This window comes from Chryseobacterium candidae (assembly GCF_004916905.1).
In the GTDB taxonomy this organism is placed as follows: domain Bacteria; phylum Bacteroidota; class Bacteroidia; order Flavobacteriales; family Weeksellaceae; genus Chryseobacterium; species Chryseobacterium candidae.
This window is the reverse complement of the sequence record NZ_SDLV01000045.1, coordinates 1-17114: the sequence shown is the minus strand read 5'-3', so window position 1 is coordinate 17114 and position 17114 is coordinate 1. Positions and strand designations below refer to the sequence as shown.

Sequence of the window (17114 nt, the reverse complement as noted above, 5' to 3'; positions counted from 1 at the left end):
AAAGATAAAGCTACTTAACATTCCCCCCAACTTTTGAGACTGATCCCTTGTTATTCATATGGTAGCTTGAATTACATATATAAAGTGATTCCAGTGTTAAAATGGGGCTTCACATTCTGGATACAACCAGAGCTACATTAGTATCTCTTTTGACTTCATTCTTAGTGGTCAATTTAATCAGGAATTAGGGAGTATTTTACTGAGACATGCAAAACTATGTTCAAAGAACTGTTTTTAAGCCATTCTGAGGGTGTTCTTATAGAGGTTTAAGTGAATTATGGAATAACAGTGACGAGTCCCTGAAAGTGGCTTAATATGAAAATGATTGGCTTTACCTGTTTATAGTAGAACCAATCATCTTTTTAGTTAGAGATATTAAATTTGATTACTGTTTAGTAAAAATCAAATCTTTTGTTTCAGGAAGGTAAATGTTAATATCTGTTCCTTGTGGGCATTTACTATCATCAAGAATAATATCATTAGGTTTATATTCCCATGAGATTTGAGTAGAATTGATTTTTTTTAATTCAATACCTCCCCAACCTACTTTACAATTTGTTCCTCCATAATTAAACCATACAATGTTTTTACTTGGGTAAGTTCCACGACTATAAATTGAATGTAAAAGTTGATTAGGCTGAAAAGTCATATTTTGAGTATCTTGAAGAATATTTCCTACAGAATTTTTAACAATATATCTTATAGACAATACATCTTGATAAATCTTTAATGACTTAATATATTTCATAGTTTCTTTGCTTATGAATAATTTAATTTCATTTCCTTGAAAGTTAGCCTTGTATTCTCCAATATAAGGATTTAATTCATTGTTTAAATCTTTTATATATGAACCTTGGGGTATTTCTTCAAAATTGGTATTAAGAGGATAAGTCTGTTGTGCTTTGCACGAAATAGAAATGATTAATAGAATTAAGAATGTTATATTTTTCATATTATTTTTTATTAGTTAATTTAGGAACAAGGTATGGCAGTTGTAGTACCGTCATTATTTTTAATTATCATTTTTACGGTTCCATCATTTTCTACTCTTTGCAGATTGATTTTCCCATCTAATCCCATATCTGTAAGAGCCTTGAAAAAGAATTTCTCAATTGCTTCATTGCTCATATCTCCAGAAGAAGGTTTATACATTCCATATCTAGTCTGATATCTATCTGTATATTCATCCAATTGCTCTTGTGAATAATTTTTTATAGCATCGTCATAAATTCCATTAAACCAAATAACATAATGCATGCCATTTGGGGCAACCATTCCAACGTAAGCATTATTTACATTTGCAGGATTGGAAGTTGGCTGTGCTCTTGCAAAACCTAATAATTGGTCTATATCTGGTGGAGACAACATAGATATTCCTGTTGGAGTATGGTTGTGATAACCTCCTGCATATCCTGTTTTATCTCCGAAATTTACATTGTGAGCACCACCACTTATTGTCTCAGAAGGGGTTCCGTCTACCTTAAACTTTACTCCTTTTTCTCCCCCTAAAGTAGACTGGTTTTTTAATTCAGTAATTTTTGCCTGTACATCTGTCTTTGCCAATAAGTTTTTTAATTTCTCACACTGTGTAGCCAAAAACTGATTATAAAAATCATCCCAGCTAAGACTTGCATTTTCAGTAAACATATCCACTGTATTGTTCAAAATATCGGGTTTTGTACCAAAATATGTTAAAAGTTTAGACACAGTATATTGGTCTTCATATTGATAAAGATATAGATAAAACAGTTTGGTTCTTAAAGTTGAAGTAAAATTATAAGTATTAATATGAAAAATGTTGCTAAACTGTTGATATTTTGCCAACATCAAATCACTGTCGTCAGAATACGGAAGTGTACCGTAACCTCCTGTATTTCCTCCTGGTGAATCAGGATTGGGATAAGAAGGAATTCCTGTATCTGTTCCACCTGCTCCTCCTGAACATGTATTTACAATTGAAATAATAGCAGGAGCTGATGCTGCCTGACTTCCTGTGAGATTGCAAGATTTGTCTCCATACACATGCTGGTCGCTGGAAGCGCATACACCGTTTTCCCATGTGATTTCATAGCATCCAATAGCTTCCGTGACTACTTTTTGGGAAATACTAAGGTTGTTGATGTCAAATATTTTTATTTTATTTTTCATGTCAATCTCTTCACCTAAAACAAAAAGGTCTTTTTCTAATGGGGTAATGTCATACTGAATCAATACTCCCGAAAAAGTATCGTCAGCATTTTGCTTGACTACGAGATTTTCTAATCCAGAATTTTTAGATTCTCTCTTTACAGGGAATGTATAGGTTTTTTGAGTGCCGTTTTCTACAAGTATAACCTTGTCAGTTGAAATAGTAGCCCCATCCAAAATAGAATTGTTTTTTCCCAATAGTTTGTTTGAAGAAAATAGCTCTGTTTGTAGTTGTTTGACCTTTTGAAGGAGAGGAGTGTTGTTGTTGATTTCGTGAAATCTTAGTACAGAGGCTCTAATGTCTTGTTTTTGCCGTTCATTCTCCTGATACATATCTTCAGTTCGACAAGAGTGAAAGATGAGATTAAAGGCTATCAATAATGATAACCACAAAATAAATTTGTTTTTCATTTGATTGTTTTATTTAAAGGTTGTAAAAATAACTTTTTATTATCAACACGACAAAGATAAATCAGTACTGCGTCAAAGTATGTCGTATTATATTTTTTCTCTATTTTTTTCCAATGAGTAGATTTAAGTTAGGGCACTTTTTGTAAGAAGCTCAAGCTTACTTTTACTCTAAAAACCCAATCTGCCATTTGTTTTCAATAACAAATTAATAATCAATGTGTTAATATGTAAAATAATGACTTTATGTTATTACGAACCTAAGGCCGTGAAAATTCCTCTAAAAATGGAGGGAATTTGTCTTTTCTAAAACCTCATGAAAGGCCTATGATTGTTTTTCTATTTATAAAGAATTTTTATCTGTAATAACAGCTTTGTAATGTGGGAATATTTGGGTAAATTTCAATAACTCCTCAAAATACCTGTCATATCTCCTGTTCAGTGGAATCATTTTTACCAAGTGTTTAAATTCCCCAGTGACTAACTCATTGAATCTTTTTTCCAGAGTATCACCCAGAGACTTCCCTATAAGTTCTTTAAGGTGAAGATTTATAAAATAATTAATACTAAATTTGGCTGATTTATGACAATTTAATTGTAGCTTTGCAAAAGGAGTTACAAATTCCTCAACTATGGCAGTGTTATTCCACTTTCTGATTTCAGTAAAATTGCACTCAATTCTAGTTCTTAAATACTCGACCTCTAAACAAGCTTGAGTTTCGACTAAAAACCTCTTTATGGCATCGAGTATTCTTTTGTGATTTTATTCGATTTTTGAGTCTCTAAAGTGGTAAATCGGACAAGTTTTAGATTGCAGTAGTTGTCTTCAAAAATAGGGATGAACATTTCTGAATTTAAATCAGGAATATTTCTCTTCATTTCCAGAAACTCTAAAACTATCAGTTTTTCAATATCACCAGTTGAAAAACCACATTTTCTTAATGTGCTCTTAGCTTCCAGAATTTCCATACGAGTTGGATAAACCCTATTACTGGTTACATTTCCCTTTTTATCAATCCCGTTCCAAGCCAAATAATCTAGTATAAGTTTTTGAAATGGTGTCTGATAACGATGTAAAGGAGGGAAAACATCACACTGCTGTTCCGGCACTGGAAGTAACCAGTTATGGATTTTATCATAAAACCTATTCCCTGTCATGGCTGTTATTTGTATTTTTCTGGTTATTAGTTGCAATAGCACCAATAATTCCAGCACCAACTATTAGGATAACAACGATTAAAGCAGTGTTATCATTGCTCTGATTGCTCGGTTTCTGGTAACCAGTATCTTTTTTAATATAGCTTCCGTCTGGTTGCTGATTGTAATACTTATCAACATCAACTTTTTCACCTTGAAAAGAGGGTGCTTTATCCTCTGGGGAACTGAACGGGTCAACATCACTGTTTTGAGTGTCAGATTGTGCATTTTCAGCCTGATTGGAGTTTCTATTTTCACGAGCTGGTGCAGGTTGGTAGACATCTTCAAACTTTGGAGTTTCTAGATTTTCAACCATTTCCTGAGACTTTTCTAACTTTTGTCCAATTTTACTGGGTTTATTGTTTTTCAAAATCTCATCAACAGCCCTTACACTCTCACTCTGAGTCTCTTTCATCCCAATTATGGGGTCTATTCCTGAGGGGGACTGATTATAGTAATCCTGTTGTGTTTGTGCTCTGGCAAGAACTGTAAACAAAACTAAGGGAAGTAATATTTTTTTCATATTAATTAATCTTAAAGTTGTTTATTCTTTATCTAAAAAGAAAGGAGTGCTACCAACCCATTGAATCCTTGTATCACTAATTTTCTTAAACTTATACTGTCCAGAAGAAGCACCTGCTGTTATTGTAAACTCATAGTAATAGTCAGAAGTTTGTTCTACCACCTTAGCAGGTTGCCCAGTAGCTGTTGTCTGAGTTAAAACAGCTTTATAGCTAGTATAAGGAGTTACCAGAATAAAATCATCATTTGTGAACTTGAAATAAGTTGTTGATGTGTTAGAAATTTTCCAACTGCCTTGAATCCACTGAGGAGGGTGGAAATACACCGTTTGTACGGGGTTGTTTTGCTGTGGTGTTGAATCATCATCATTGCCAGAGCAATTAACAAAAGAAATAGCTACTAAAGCTATAAGAAATAAATGTTTCATATAAATTGAATTTTATTGTTCATAATCTGAGATATAAACAACAAAAAAAGTGAGGCACTTATCCGTGTTAGTAATACAAGCTCGGCAAAGCTTTGACACATAACAGGAAAGCCCTCACCATTATATGGCAAGGAGCTAAACTGTTTGCATTTTGTGTCAAATTTGAATTTTGCCGATTCGTATTACAATTGCAAAAGTTTTCTCTTTTTTTCGTTGAAGTAGGACAAAGGTATTAAATCAAACTGAATGTTTAAAATCTATTTCTTGTAAAATAGCTTTTGTGTTGTTTCAGAATGATAAAACCCTTTTCATGAGATTTCCTTAATACTGGAATCCAGCAACAGAGCCCTTGAAAACTCATGTTTAACTATTTATTTGAGGTTTAACCCTGTTTTCTTCCAGCATCATGGATTGAATCAGTTTCTTTAAATTGGTTCTCTCAGCCCAGTATTCAGTTGTCATAATGCTGTCATGTATTGTAAACAAAGGCATTCTAGGGTACAACTGGCTCAGCCTTTTGGTTACTATATCTAAAATACAATTAGCTTCCTCGTTCTGCATTAACTTACTTAGATACTTGTAGTTGTTCTTTTTCAACTCTTTCAGAAAAGCTGAGAAATAAGGAAATTTTTCATCAAATATTTTAAGGTCAGAATCATGCTTGTACAGGTAACTGTTGGTATCAATATAGAAAAGTGTTAGGATAAGCTTCTTTGTTAACTCCCTTTCATTTTCATAGATGACTGTTTTCTTTTCCCGGCTTTTACCTCTTCCAATCCATTCATTCCTTGTTAAAGATATTTTCCTGCCTTCAAACAATATCTTAGATATTTCAGTGTAAAAGTCCTCATTCAGAATCCAGTTTTTAATCTTGCTGTATTCCTCTCGAAACCCTGATGAATAGAGGTGATTTTTAACATTCTCGAACATTAGGGTAGCTATAGTAGAATATAGCCTCTCCACAAGTACTGCCAGAAAGTAAGGTTGACTACTCCTTATATCCAGATTAACTAGCTTTTCTCCCTTAAAACTGAGGAATGGTCTCAATTTTTTTGACAAATTTGTCAATGGGGTATGCAATCTGTTATCTGAGTAGGGTTTTCTGGTAAACCAATACTCCTTGTTTTTAAGCTTTTCTATTCCCATTAGGTAAGATTGTCTTTTTAGAAAGTTAGGCTCTTTTTGAGCTTCCAAAATGGCTTGCTGGGAGTCAATTTCTAACCCTTCATAGAACCATTTCACTAAATGGGTGCACTTTTCATCTTTGCCAGTGTACCTCTCAATGAGTTCAAAGTTTTTTAATTTTTGGAGGTTGTTTATATCTACTTTTACGAACTCATTACATTCACTGTCAATAGCATAGATAAAGCTATATGAGTTGGCTCTGTTCTTGTCTTTAGAGTATATTCTTTTGTGTAGTATTCCATTATCAGTGAAATATCTGAAATACTTGCTGTAATTATAGGAGTAGTGTTCCAGCAATTTGGAATCCAGAGAAACGAATCCCCCGAAATACTCATCACAATTCGGGTCTATAAATCTTCGAATTGCAACAAGATGTAGGAAGAAAAATGCTAAGGAATTGTTAAAATTGAAAGTTGGAGGGTTATTCAGAATCGAGTTCTCCAACTTACTGACAATAAATTTTGGCAGAGAAATATATTTAGTGATTTTTACAGGTCTTTTTTCAAGACCTCGTTTTGTTTTTATCTTGTTCATTTTGACTTCTTGTTTAAAGGAAAAGCCTAGCCCTCTTGAATAATGAAAATTCAAGGGTTTTGCTTTTTTTGATAATTATTTAAGAAAATTTTAAGGAAAAAAGACATAGCATTAGCTGTACAAAGTACTTTACTATGTCTTTTTGTTAACTTGAATTTGGGGGTAAACTGTAGTTTCCGGTGAAAGGAATTAGAAAGAATCACCATAAAAAATGGGTTCTCTCATACTGGAAGCCACAAAGGAACTCCCACAAATAGTGGGATTGAACAGCTTTAATTGATAGCAACCAAAGCCCCTAGAATATCAATATGTATGTAATACACTCTGTCTCCAATGCCAACAGCTTTAATCTTTCCTTCTTTTGTCCACCGGGTTAATGTACTGGGGCTAATCCTTAGAAACTGAATTGCTTCTTCCCTTGTATAAATCTTATCTTCATTAATTATCCTGGCTTCAAACCATTGTGCCCACTCAATAAGTGCTTTTTTCACCTCTTCTCTAATGATTTCTTGAATGCTGTTTTTGTTCGTTACGATGATGTCACTCATAATAGTAAATTTGTGTTTTTAATGTTTATAAATATTCTGCTAGTGCTAATGATTGTTGCTCCTCAATTTTCCCGATATACTTTAGTAGCATAGCTTCGGAGGAATGCCCTGTAGCTCTCATAATTAAGGGAGTGGGGATTGTTCCAAAGTTATTGGATGCAAAGCTTCTCCTTCCTGTATGGCTACTAATTAATTTGTACTTAGGGTACATTCCTTTTACTTTTCTCCTTTTGTTTTTTGTAGAGATAGAAGTTTTGCCCTCTTTTGATAAATCAATAGATAAAGTGCCTTCCACCTCTTCATCAATGCCTACATACTCACAAACCTTTTTGATATGCTCGTTGTATCGAGGTTCTGACATTTTTCTGGGGAAATTCCAGTCTCTTTTCTCAAGAATTTTAACAATCTTCTCATGGAGAGGCAAAAGTATTTGTTTCTTTGTCTTCTCCTGTATAAACTCTATAAAATACCTTTCCCCTTTTTGTGTGGTTTTTTTGGTAATCATACTGGTGTTGAATCTCATAAAATCAGAAATTCGTTGACCTGAATAGCAGGAAATTAAAAGCCAGTCCTTTGCTGTTTCTAGGTGTTCATCTGAAAATTTGCTATCCTCAATGAGTTCTAGCTCCTGTGGAGTCAGTATGACAAACATTGTTTTTTCAGTCATGCATTTAATTTTGCTTAGACCATGATAAATGGGGTAGCCGTTTGATTGAGCAAGGTACAGGATTGTTTTCATGAACTTGAAATTCCTTTCAAAATAGTTAACTCCATATACCTCACTTGAACAATGTTTTTCAAAGTCATTTTTGAAGTCAACGTTTATATCAAGCAACGATAAGTTTTTCAGTTTTTTACCTTTGACATAGTGTTTTACTATATCCTTAATGCTTTCTACCTTGGTTACGTAGTCCTCACTTATACTGGAGCCTTTCGATTTGACAAAAATATCACAGTAGTCTACAAAACTCTGCTTGCTTAAATCTTCTGTTTCTGTAACAGTCGGAAATATCAATCCTTTCAAAGTTTGGGCATCAAATAGCCCTGAGGCTTTGTAAGTATCCTCAATATCTTTCTTCAGCTCTGCTAATCTATAATTGACTTTCGTGTTCTCCAGAATCCTGTTTCTGATGTCAGCACCCCTTGTGGCAATCATTTTGCCATTTCTAAGCTCCCTAAAGCTTTCCAATAGATAACCTTCTTCCGAATTCCAATCCGAAAGATTTGTTACTTCTTTAGTAGTTGAGATTAAATCAAGCTTTCTCCCAGCTCTTACACGAACGTAGATTGTGTTTAACCCTTCTTTAGGGTTTTTAACTAAAAATTTTACTTTTAACATATAATATAATTTAAAAAATTGTTTTCCTGTATATTCTTTAACATAGAGGTGAGGAATTCTTTAAACTTTTATATGAAAGTTCACAGAGTAAAAATCTGCACCTTTGGTGATCCGTTAGAATCTTGCTTGTTAGCCGAATCGTTGTTCCACCTTTTCCAGTTTGTTCTGGCAGGTTGGCATAACATGAATGAACATTCATGTTAACTCTATAGATTCAATGAAAGAACATATTCTGTATCTTAAATACGGATGTAAATATATGAAAAATTATTGAATTATGCAAATTTTTAACAAACTTTAACTTAAAACATTTTGTCAGATTAATTAATCTATTATATCATAGCCAGATTAGATAATCTAATAAAAAATCAAATACTTAATACTTATTTTTATTTAGGAGAGAAAAGATGTCTTTACCCACCGTTTCCCCACATTTATGATTAGATATACATATATATGAATACTCATAATCTAATGAAATCTACCATAACGTTGATTAACAGGGCATAAAAGGTAATAGCTAACTTATAAAAGTCATCGTATGAGAACCTCACTCTCCGCTTAGGGAGACGTTTATTTTTTTAACGTCTCCTTTTTTTGTACCCTAAATTGCTTGATTTCCGGGCGGCAAAGGGAGAGGCTTCTTATTCATATAGGTAGCTAAACTACATATAAAAAGCTGGTACAACTTTTAAAAAGGGTCTTCACATTCTTGATAAAATCAAAGTTCTATCAATATCATTTTAAATCACATATCTGTAAATCATAATAACGCACAAGTTGGCATAAATCATTTATTCACAAATGGTTAAAATGATGAAATTTTTCTCTTTAGAATGATTTATATTGTTATATTAGCTATCTAATTTAAAATATTACAAAAATGAAAAAATGAAAAAAATTATCTCGAAATGATCTTAAAAAAGTAGCAGGAGGAACTTGTAGTCAATGGGTTGGTGTTACTGCACCTTGTGGAGCTTTTTATTCTTTATGCACGGATAATTATAGTAACTGGGCTGAATTACAAGAAGCAGCAGAATATTTTAATGATGTGAAATGCTAAAACAAATCGGTATGATTAATAGTAACCGTAATTTCTTACAGTTATTGTTTTTAGTGATTGGATTCTTTTCAAATGCTCAAATTACTGTAACAGGTAATTTCTCTATGAAACCTGATTCCTATGAAGAAAAAATTATAGACAGTAGTTATCAAAATATTTATTACAAATTAGAATTTGTAAAAGACCCTAAAAAAAAGAAGTTGGAAACAATATGCTTACTTCAAATGGGAAAGAATTTTTCAAGGTTTTCAGATTTTAATTCCTTACGAAAGGATTCTTTAATGTTAAGTTTTAGTCATTTAGAAAAACTAGGAGCTAAAGAATTAAACCAAACACTTAATTTACCTGATAAATGGAAAAATGTTTTAGTTAAAGATTTTTCAATAAATAAAGTTATCGTACAGGATAGAGCAAATGTAACTTATCAATACGAAGAGAACCAGCCAGTAATAGAATGGAAGCTCGAAAATGAGACAAAAGATATATTGGGTTACTTATGTAATAAAGCCATAACTAAATATAGAGGTAGAAAATATACAGCTTGGTATTCTAAAGAAATCCCAATTAATAACGGACCGTATGTTTTTCAAAATTTACCTGGTTTAATTTTAGAAATTGAGGATAGTAAAAGTAATTTCCATTTTACTGCAATAGCAATGGATAAAAAGCCTAACAGAATCTATCTGAGGAACGAAAAAAGAATATTAACAGTAACAAGAGAACAATTTAGAAAAGTATTACAAAACTATAATGATAATCCTGGCTTTTTTCATGGTAAAGCCTACAATGAAGATGGTAGTCAGATATCTGTTAAATCAGACCCACTACCATATAATCCAATTGAATTGGAGTAATGAAAATTTATTTTCTTAACATTACTTTGTCTAACAAGTTGTAGAAGGTTTATGTCTGTTTCTGAATTAATAAAGAGTTTTTATCAGTAATTTGCACTTTTCATGCAAGACAACCATCAATTCATTTTTTCTTCTAATTCCCGCTTCAAAGTAGAAATACGCTCATCTTTATCCTTATGATGCCAGCCCGGAGCATTGAATATATACCCCAGTTTCGCTTTCCATGTAGGTGCATTCCGGACATCCTTTATCATATTTCCAAACTCATCAAAGACGATATGAAAAACATTATAAGTATGGATGTTATGATAGATTCCGTAATCCGTCGTTTTCTTTTCTTCCGCTTTGTACGTGCCGAAAAGATGATCCCAAATCATCAAAATGCCCCCATAGTTATTATCTAAATCCTCTATTTTTCGGGAATGATGCACCCGATGGTTGGATGGAGAATTGAATACTTTATCGAACCACCCTAATTTTCCAATAGCATTGGTATGCGGCCAAAATTGAAAAATCAAATTAAACTGATGCATCATAGCAATCATAATAGGATGAAAACCAATGATGATAAAAGGGATATACCAAATGTCCCGATATATGATTTCAAACCATCCTTGACGCAATGCAATAGCAAGACTCAAATGAGTAGCCGAGTGATGATTGACATGACCTGTCCAAAATAATCTGATTTTATGACTCAACCGATGATGCCAGTAAAAGCCAAAATCCTGAACAATCATAACCAATAACCAAAGCCACCAGTGATCTGCATGCCATTTTAAAGTGAAGAATTTATTGAAATCTTTGATCCCGAAAATATCAGTAAGCCTAAAATGATTGTAAATCCAAAAAAAGTAGGATAATGAAATAGCTTTCATCCCAAAGTCTAACATTACTGCCCCTATCCCCAATCCGATACTCGATACATTATCTTTGATGAGTCTTTTTGTGAATACTTTTTGAGGAATCTGATACAAAAATATCTCTCCTAATATCAACAAGATAAACACAGGAATAAAATAAGTAACAGGATCAGTAAAATCCGATGGACAGAATAGGCCAATACTATGAAAAAAACGGTTATCTTTTCTTTTCATAAGTCTTGATTTTATCGAATAATTCTGTTCTTTTTTTCAATACCAACCACTCCCAACACCAACATCAATTGGGCTAAAACATAAGTAATCATCACAACAAGTTCTTTCCCAATACTATGCTGTACGAACATATTAATGGCCAATACGGAATCTGATATTACAAACAAAACAGCTCCCAGCATTAATAATGAAGAATAAGTACTGATACTAAAATACAGCATCGTAGCAATGGTAATTCCGTAAATCACCACGGGTATATTCATTTCGTTTAAATAAGGATATATATAGTAAATAAATGAGCCTAAATATAGAAGAACAAAGGGAAGCCAACTCCATACATTTTTCTTTTTAATCTTTAAAAAATAAATGATGTAACAAATATGAGCCAACAAAAAGCTTCCCAGACCGGGCATAAATCCCCATCCAAATAACAAAAACACATCACCCAAAAAGCTCAAAATTAATCCAGATAAAAACCATTGGTTGATCCGAAATACATTTTGTTTAGAATAAGTAAAATACAACCAGATAATAATAGGTAATAACAGTGGCTTGGTAAAAAACCGCCAAGAACTATGATCCATAGCAATAAATACTAAATCAAATCCAAAAACAATGGCAAGAAGGACTAATAACAATTTGATATTGACAGATTTCTTCATTGTATTATTTTATTACAATTTTTTAAATATCTTTTTTCTTGTTACAATATGGATATATCTCAGGTATGCACCAAGTCATTCTATATTTGACACTTAGCTCAGATTGTTAAATTACAGATAAAATTAAGATAAAATACTTTTGAATTGTAAAAATGCAATGCATTACACTTTAGTTTGTTTTATATTTTAGAAATAGACTATTATTAGAAATATTATTTAAGTTATACAGGATAGTCATATTTTTTCCAAAGTAATTTTCGAATTTTTTGGAAAATTATTTATCCCTGAGCTTTAGGGTTGTATGAATACTATTAAGAGTGTGAATGTTCTAAGGATCAGGGTTTTTGTGTCACCAATGCTGAAAAAATGACATAAAACCGGAAAAAATTTCATACTCAATCAAATGGTATTTTTTTTGTAATTTTTTACATACAGCTGGCCAGCTGACGTGTTTTTTAATGATTGTTAAACTTAATTAAAAATGATTGCAATGAATAATCTAATAAGAAGAAACGGAAACAGCAATTTGGGCTTTTCAAATGTCTTTGATGATTTTTTTGGTCGTGAACTTTTTAACTGGGGCAATAACAATTACTCATCTACCAGTACAACCGTACCATCGGTAAATATAAAGGAGAACGGAGAGGCTTATGAAGTTCAGGTCGCAGCACCAGGCATGAATAAAAATGATTTTCAGATCAGGCTGGATGGTAACCTGCTTACTATTTCATCAGTGAAGGAAGATCGTAAAGAGACAAAAGATGAAAATTTCACAAGAAGAGAATTCAGTTACCAATCTTTCCAGAGAAGTTTTGAGCTTCCAAAAGATGTTGTGGATCAGGATAATATTAATGCAAAATATGAAAATGGGCTTTTAATGTTAACCATCCCGAAAAAGGAAGATGCGAAACAGAAACCACCAAGAATGATTGAAATATCATAGAAATAACTACAAAATTGGCTGCCAAAACAGTAGCCAATTTTTTTATAATTTTTGAAAATACAGATTAACTTAAGAGGCTGTCCGAAAAGTTTGGACAGCCTCAATTTTTGCTGATTTTATTTGTAACCCAATATAGGAGGAGTATATAAATATCCGAATCTCTGAAAGTGTTATTGACTTTTCTTAAAAAAAGGTTTCAGATTCAATTTTTTATACCATTTGAACAATGAGAAGAACAGTTCTGCTGTGAATGAAATTTAATCAGAGAGGTTACTTTGAAAATTTTTCTATTAGAATCAATGCCATAAAAACATCACAAAAAACAAACATGCTTTTTTATTAAGATTACTCATGATACCATTTCCTTTTCAATAGTACACTCGCTTTTACCAGAAGTATTAATACCGGAACTTCTACCAAAGGACCAATTACTCCTACAAATGCCTGCGGTGAATGAATTCCAAAGACCGAAATTGCAACAGCAATGGCCAGTTCAAAATTGTTTCCGGTAGCGGTAAAGGCTATAGACGCATTTTTATCATAAGGGATTTTCAATGTTTTGTTGATGATAAAACTTACAAAAAACATCAAAACAAAATAGATAACCAATGGGACAGCCACTGTAATTACATCCATTGGCAATTCCAGTATTTTAGAGCCTTTTAAGCTAAACATCAGTACGATGGTAAATAATAAAGCGTACAGTGTAACAGGAGATATCTTAGGCACAAATTTTCTGTTGTACCAGTCTGCACCTTTTGATTTTATCAGAAAATACCGTGTGAGAAAGCCTGCCAGAAAAGGAATTCCCAGATAAATCAATACGCTTTCTGTAATGTCTTTCATGGAAACATTTACATTAAAACTTGCAAACCCCAGTTGGTTGGGAAGTACATTAATGAACAGCCAGACCATAAAACTGTAAGTAAGTACCTGAAAAATACTGTTTAAAGCAACCAGCAAAGCTGCATATTCTCTGTTACCTTTAGCGAGATCATTCCAGACAATCACCATGGCAATACATCTGGCCAGGCCGATGAGGATCAAACCTGCCATATAATCAACTTGATGTCTTAAAAACAGGATGGCAAGACCAAACATCAGAACCGGACCAATGATCCAGTTGAGCAATAAGGAAATTCCGATTACTTTTTTATCTTTAAAAACCAATGGCAGGAGAGAGTAGTCAACCTTAGCCAATGGCGGATACATCATTAAAATGAGTCCAATAGCCAGAGGAATATTAGTAGTGCCAACCGACTGTGAATTGATAAGAGTAGGAATAGACGGGAAAAAATGTCCCAAAGCAATCCCTATACCCATCGCAAGAAAAATCCATAAGGTAAGATAACGGTCAGGAAATTGTAATCTGGGCTGCATGATTATCTTTTGATTTTAGAAAAAACATAAAACATTTCTTGTGCAATTTGTAAGCTTCTTTCAGTATATATTGCTCCCTGTTCCGGTGTGTTATCTGAAATCTTAGGATCTTCAAATGTGATCGGAATTCTTTTTTCTGCACCGGGAATAAAAGGACATCCGCCATCTGCCTGCGAACAGGTCATAATTGCGGCAAAACCGGATACAGGATTGAACGGACTGTCGTATTTTTTTGAAAAAACTATCAATGGAAGGCTGTTGTCATCATATTTTATTGCAAATACTGGGTTGGCTGTAGCAGCAATGCTGAAAACCGAAAAGCCCTGTTCTGCTAAAACTTCTGCGATCTTAGGAAATAATGCTGTTGTTTCCGTTCCTCCCGAATAGCAGTGAACTTCCGGAATCGCAAAGAAAGAAGCGGCTGCCTGTGCCCATATCTGTGCCAGATGGCTTCGGCGGGAATTGTGAGTGCAGATAAAATTCAGATTGACCTCTTTGCCGTTATCTGTTTTTTGCTGAATAAAGCGGATTAATGGCTGCAGAATCTCTTTTCTAGCGGTATCTGTATTTTCCCATTTCAGAGATTGAACCGTGTTTACTAATTCTTGATACATAAGATTTTAATAAAATTAATTAGCAGCATCCTGATCCCGGAGTACAGGCTGATGTAGAGTTTACGGATAATTCAGACAGATTTTTCTTTTGTTTTTCAGCAGGAATTCCGCAGGCTTCCTGGGCAAGGCAGGCTGTTGTTTTGTTTTTCAGAACGAAATTTTTTCCGTTAAATTCAAGATCATATTTTCCAATCGTTTCTCCCTGATATTCAACTTCAATTTCCGAGTCTTCTATTCCAAGTTTTTCTTCGGAAAGCTGAATGATATGAAGTAATTTTCCCGGTTTCAGACGGTGTTCGTAATCATCCGCATTCCATAGCTGGAAGCTGACTGTTTTTTCATTTCTAATTACTCCGCCGCAATCGATAAATTTTTTTATAATCTGCCCCACTTCTGTTACATGGAAATGTTCAGGAACAAAACTTCCGTTTTCTAATTGAAATTCAACATTTTCCAGTGCAGGTAGAATTTCTTTGATTTCTGATAGTCTCATAATAGATTAAAATTGAGTGTTATAATTTTTTAATGTCATATTGCAATATTACGATGTATTTATTTAAAAAAATGCCTTTAACAGCATTGTTTTATAGTAACATCCTGATTAAAAAACAGGTTGAATTCATTCTGAAACTGTTTCCAGGTATTTTCATTAATACAGTAACAAATTGACTTTCCTTCAATTGAACCCTTAATAATTTCAATATTCTTCAGCTCTTTTAAATGCTGCGAAATGGTGGCCTGAGCCAATCCGAGTTCTTCAACGAGATCATTACAGATACATGCTTTTTGATTAATGATGTACTGTAAAATTGCGATTCTCGCCGGATGTCCCAAAACTTTAAGAAGAGAAGCCAGCTTATTTTGTTCTTCTGTATAAATTTCTGTTTTAGTAACTCCCATTGTTTTATTTTTATATTGCAATATTACGATGATAAATTAATATAACCATGAAAAAACTTGTTAATTTCAGATGTATAGAATTAAGTTATTGAATTTTAGTGCTTTAAAATCATTCTGTCATGAATGTAACGTTGAAAATAAAAAAGATGAAGCGGAAGCAGACTTCATCTTTTGGCTTGTTGTTATGGCACACTAATCTTTTTACCCTGTTCCGGGAAGATATAATTTATTTTTAAAGGATTGTTTTTCAATAATTCCTCTTTGATGAGTTCAGGATTATCACCTGTCGGCTTTCTGTGAGTAACCACAATATTAAGGCCTTCAAGGCTGCTTTGTCCTGTCTTTTCTTTGAGTTTGCTCAATTCCTCAATCAGCAGATGAGGAGTAAGATGTCCGAAAAGCAGATGTTCCGGCTGGCTGTTGGGAAAAGAAACTTCAATTAATATCGTATTGAGCTGTCTTTTTTTAACAAGAGGAGCTATTGTATTCCAAAGTTGATCCAGACGGTCAGATTTTTCTATACGGTCTGCACCCGTATCTCCCAGATAAAGCAGATAGTGATCATCTCTTCTTACCAATGCAGCACTGCTTTTATACGGATTTACATGGCTTAGTTCATAGCCTGTGATGAAAAAAGGTGTTTTAGGTGCGGGAATTTCGGTTCCTTCCTGAAGTTCATTGTAATGGTATTTTCCAAGGATGGGTTTTTGTCCCTGATCTGCAAAATTGATCCAGGTATCTGTGATAAAATAATGATTCTGTAAAATCTGAATCACAGGAGCTATAGCAAAAATATCTTTCTTGGAATCTGCCGGAGAATTGATGATAAGGCCTGATAAATGATCCAGATGACCGTGTGATACAAAATATCCCTTTATCTGATCTTTCAGAACTGTTTCTGCTGATCCCTGAAGACTTTTCAGTTCAATTGCTTTTCGGATTCCTGCATTTACGGTACCCGCATCAAGGCAGAGAAAGGCATTGTCTTTCGGAGCGCCTACCAGATAGGATGATAAATTGTCTTCCTGCTCACCACCATATATTCCTAAGGGAATGACATCAAAATTTTGTGCCTGGCAAACAATATTCAGAAGAACCAATAAAGAAAGTGCTGTTTTTTTCATAATACGAATAATAGAAAACCATCTTTTTCGGGATGGATAAAGCAAATTTACGTTATTTTCTGAGGATTGAAGCCCTGTATCTGTAAAGCCTGCTGAAAATAGCAGGCTTTATATTTTATATTGGTGTCCC

General features: G+C 33.4%; 17 protein-coding genes. 2 read left to right on the top strand and 15 right to left on the bottom strand.

The features are described 5' to 3' along the window. Window positions 1-385: 385 nt before the first annotated feature. The 8 genes from EK417_RS17440 to EK417_RS17405 all read right to left on the bottom strand — a co-directional run bounded on the left by EK417_RS17440 (window position 386) and on the right by EK417_RS17405 (window position 8347). The gene (locus EK417_RS17440; protein ID WP_136522887.1) at window positions 386-952 is read right to left on the bottom strand and encodes a DUF6705 family protein; all 567 of its coding nucleotides are present in this window, start codon (window positions 950-952) and stop codon (window positions 386-388) included. Between the two features lie 20 nt (window positions 953-972). Then, window positions 973-2385, bottom strand: a complete 1413-nt coding sequence (locus EK417_RS17435) for a P-loop NTPase family protein (protein WP_136522886.1) — start codon at window positions 2383-2385, stop codon at window positions 973-975. A 945-nt stretch (window positions 2386-3330) separates the two neighbouring features. Next, on the bottom strand, window positions 3331-3753 hold the full coding sequence (locus EK417_RS17430) for a hypothetical protein (protein WP_136522885.1): 423 nt from the start codon (window positions 3751-3753) through the stop codon (window positions 3331-3333). Continuing rightward, the gene (locus EK417_RS17425) at window positions 3740-4315 is read right to left on the bottom strand and encodes a hypothetical protein (protein ID WP_136522884.1); all 576 of its coding nucleotides are present in this window, start codon (window positions 4313-4315) and stop codon (window positions 3740-3742) included. The genes EK417_RS17430 and EK417_RS17425 overlap by 14 nt, the downstream gene beginning before the upstream one ends. Before the next feature lie 21 nt (window positions 4316-4336). Further along, window positions 4337-4741 carry a hypothetical protein gene (locus tag EK417_RS17420; RefSeq protein WP_136522883.1) on the bottom strand — a complete coding sequence of 135 codons (405 nt, stop codon included), beginning with the start codon at window positions 4739-4741 and terminating at the stop codon, window positions 4337-4339. Window positions 4742-5104: 363 nt separating this feature from the next. Continuing rightward, on the bottom strand, window positions 5105-6460 hold the full coding sequence (locus EK417_RS17415) for a hypothetical protein (protein ID WP_136522882.1): 1356 nt from the start codon (window positions 6458-6460) through the stop codon (window positions 5105-5107). A gap of 272 nt (window positions 6461-6732) precedes the next feature. Beyond that, a complete protein-coding gene (locus EK417_RS17410) occupies window positions 6733-7008 on the bottom strand; it encodes a helix-turn-helix domain-containing protein (protein WP_136522881.1) in 276 nt (91 codons plus the stop codon). Between the two features lie 25 nt (window positions 7009-7033). Beyond that, entirely contained in the window at window positions 7034-8347 is a 1314-nt protein-coding gene (locus tag EK417_RS17405; protein WP_136522880.1) for a phage integrase SAM-like domain-containing protein, read from the bottom strand. 1056 nt (window positions 8348-9403) lie between these two features. Here EK417_RS17405 and EK417_RS17400 point away from each other — a divergent pair. Further along, window positions 9404-10264, top strand: coding sequence for a GLPGLI family protein (locus tag EK417_RS17400; RefSeq protein WP_136522879.1), 861 nt, complete (start codon window positions 9404-9406; stop codon window positions 10262-10264). Between the two features lie 116 nt (window positions 10265-10380). Here EK417_RS17400 and EK417_RS17395 read toward each other — a convergent pair whose 3' ends face one another. Together EK417_RS17395 and EK417_RS17390 are read right to left on the bottom strand one after the other, a co-directional pair. Next, window positions 10381-11361 (bottom strand): sterol desaturase family protein, encoded by a 981-nt coding sequence (locus EK417_RS17395; RefSeq protein ID WP_110367197.1) that lies wholly within the window; start codon window positions 11359-11361, stop codon window positions 10381-10383. Between the two features lie 11 nt (window positions 11362-11372). Next, entirely contained in the window at window positions 11373-12023 is a 651-nt protein-coding gene (locus tag EK417_RS17390; protein WP_136522878.1) for a lysoplasmalogenase, read from the bottom strand. Between the two features lie 490 nt (window positions 12024-12513). Here EK417_RS17390 and EK417_RS17385 point away from each other — a divergent pair, with 490 nt between their 5' ends. Next, window positions 12514-12966: an Hsp20/alpha crystallin family protein gene (locus EK417_RS17385; RefSeq protein ID WP_076594531.1), complete on the top strand. Its 453-nt coding sequence runs from the start codon at window positions 12514-12516 to the stop codon at window positions 12964-12966. A 345-nt stretch (window positions 12967-13311) separates the two neighbouring features. Here the strand turns inward: EK417_RS17385 and arsB are convergent, their stop codons facing one another. From arsB to EK417_RS17360, 5 genes are all read right to left on the bottom strand, one after another. Further along, entirely contained in the window at window positions 13312-14346 is a 1035-nt protein-coding gene (gene arsB, locus EK417_RS17380; RefSeq protein WP_136522877.1) for an ACR3 family arsenite efflux transporter, read from the bottom strand. A gap of 2 nt (window positions 14347-14348) precedes the next feature. Beyond that, window positions 14349-14960 (bottom strand): arsenate-mycothiol transferase ArsC, encoded by a 612-nt coding sequence (locus tag EK417_RS17375; protein ID WP_110367194.1) that lies wholly within the window; start codon window positions 14958-14960, stop codon window positions 14349-14351. Between the two features lie 19 nt (window positions 14961-14979). Then, a complete protein-coding gene (locus EK417_RS17370) occupies window positions 14980-15453 on the bottom strand; it encodes a DUF6428 family protein (RefSeq protein ID WP_110367193.1) in 474 nt (157 codons plus the stop codon). Window positions 15454-15530: 77 nt separating this feature from the next. Next, the gene (locus EK417_RS17365; RefSeq protein ID WP_076594360.1) at window positions 15531-15860 is read right to left on the bottom strand and encodes an ArsR/SmtB family transcription factor; all 330 of its coding nucleotides are present in this window, start codon (window positions 15858-15860) and stop codon (window positions 15531-15533) included. Between the two features lie 182 nt (window positions 15861-16042). Beyond that, window positions 16043-16984 carry an MBL fold metallo-hydrolase gene (locus EK417_RS17360; protein WP_136522876.1) on the bottom strand — a complete coding sequence of 314 codons (942 nt, stop codon included), beginning with the start codon at window positions 16982-16984 and terminating at the stop codon, window positions 16043-16045. Window positions 16985-17114 lie beyond the last annotated feature (130 nt).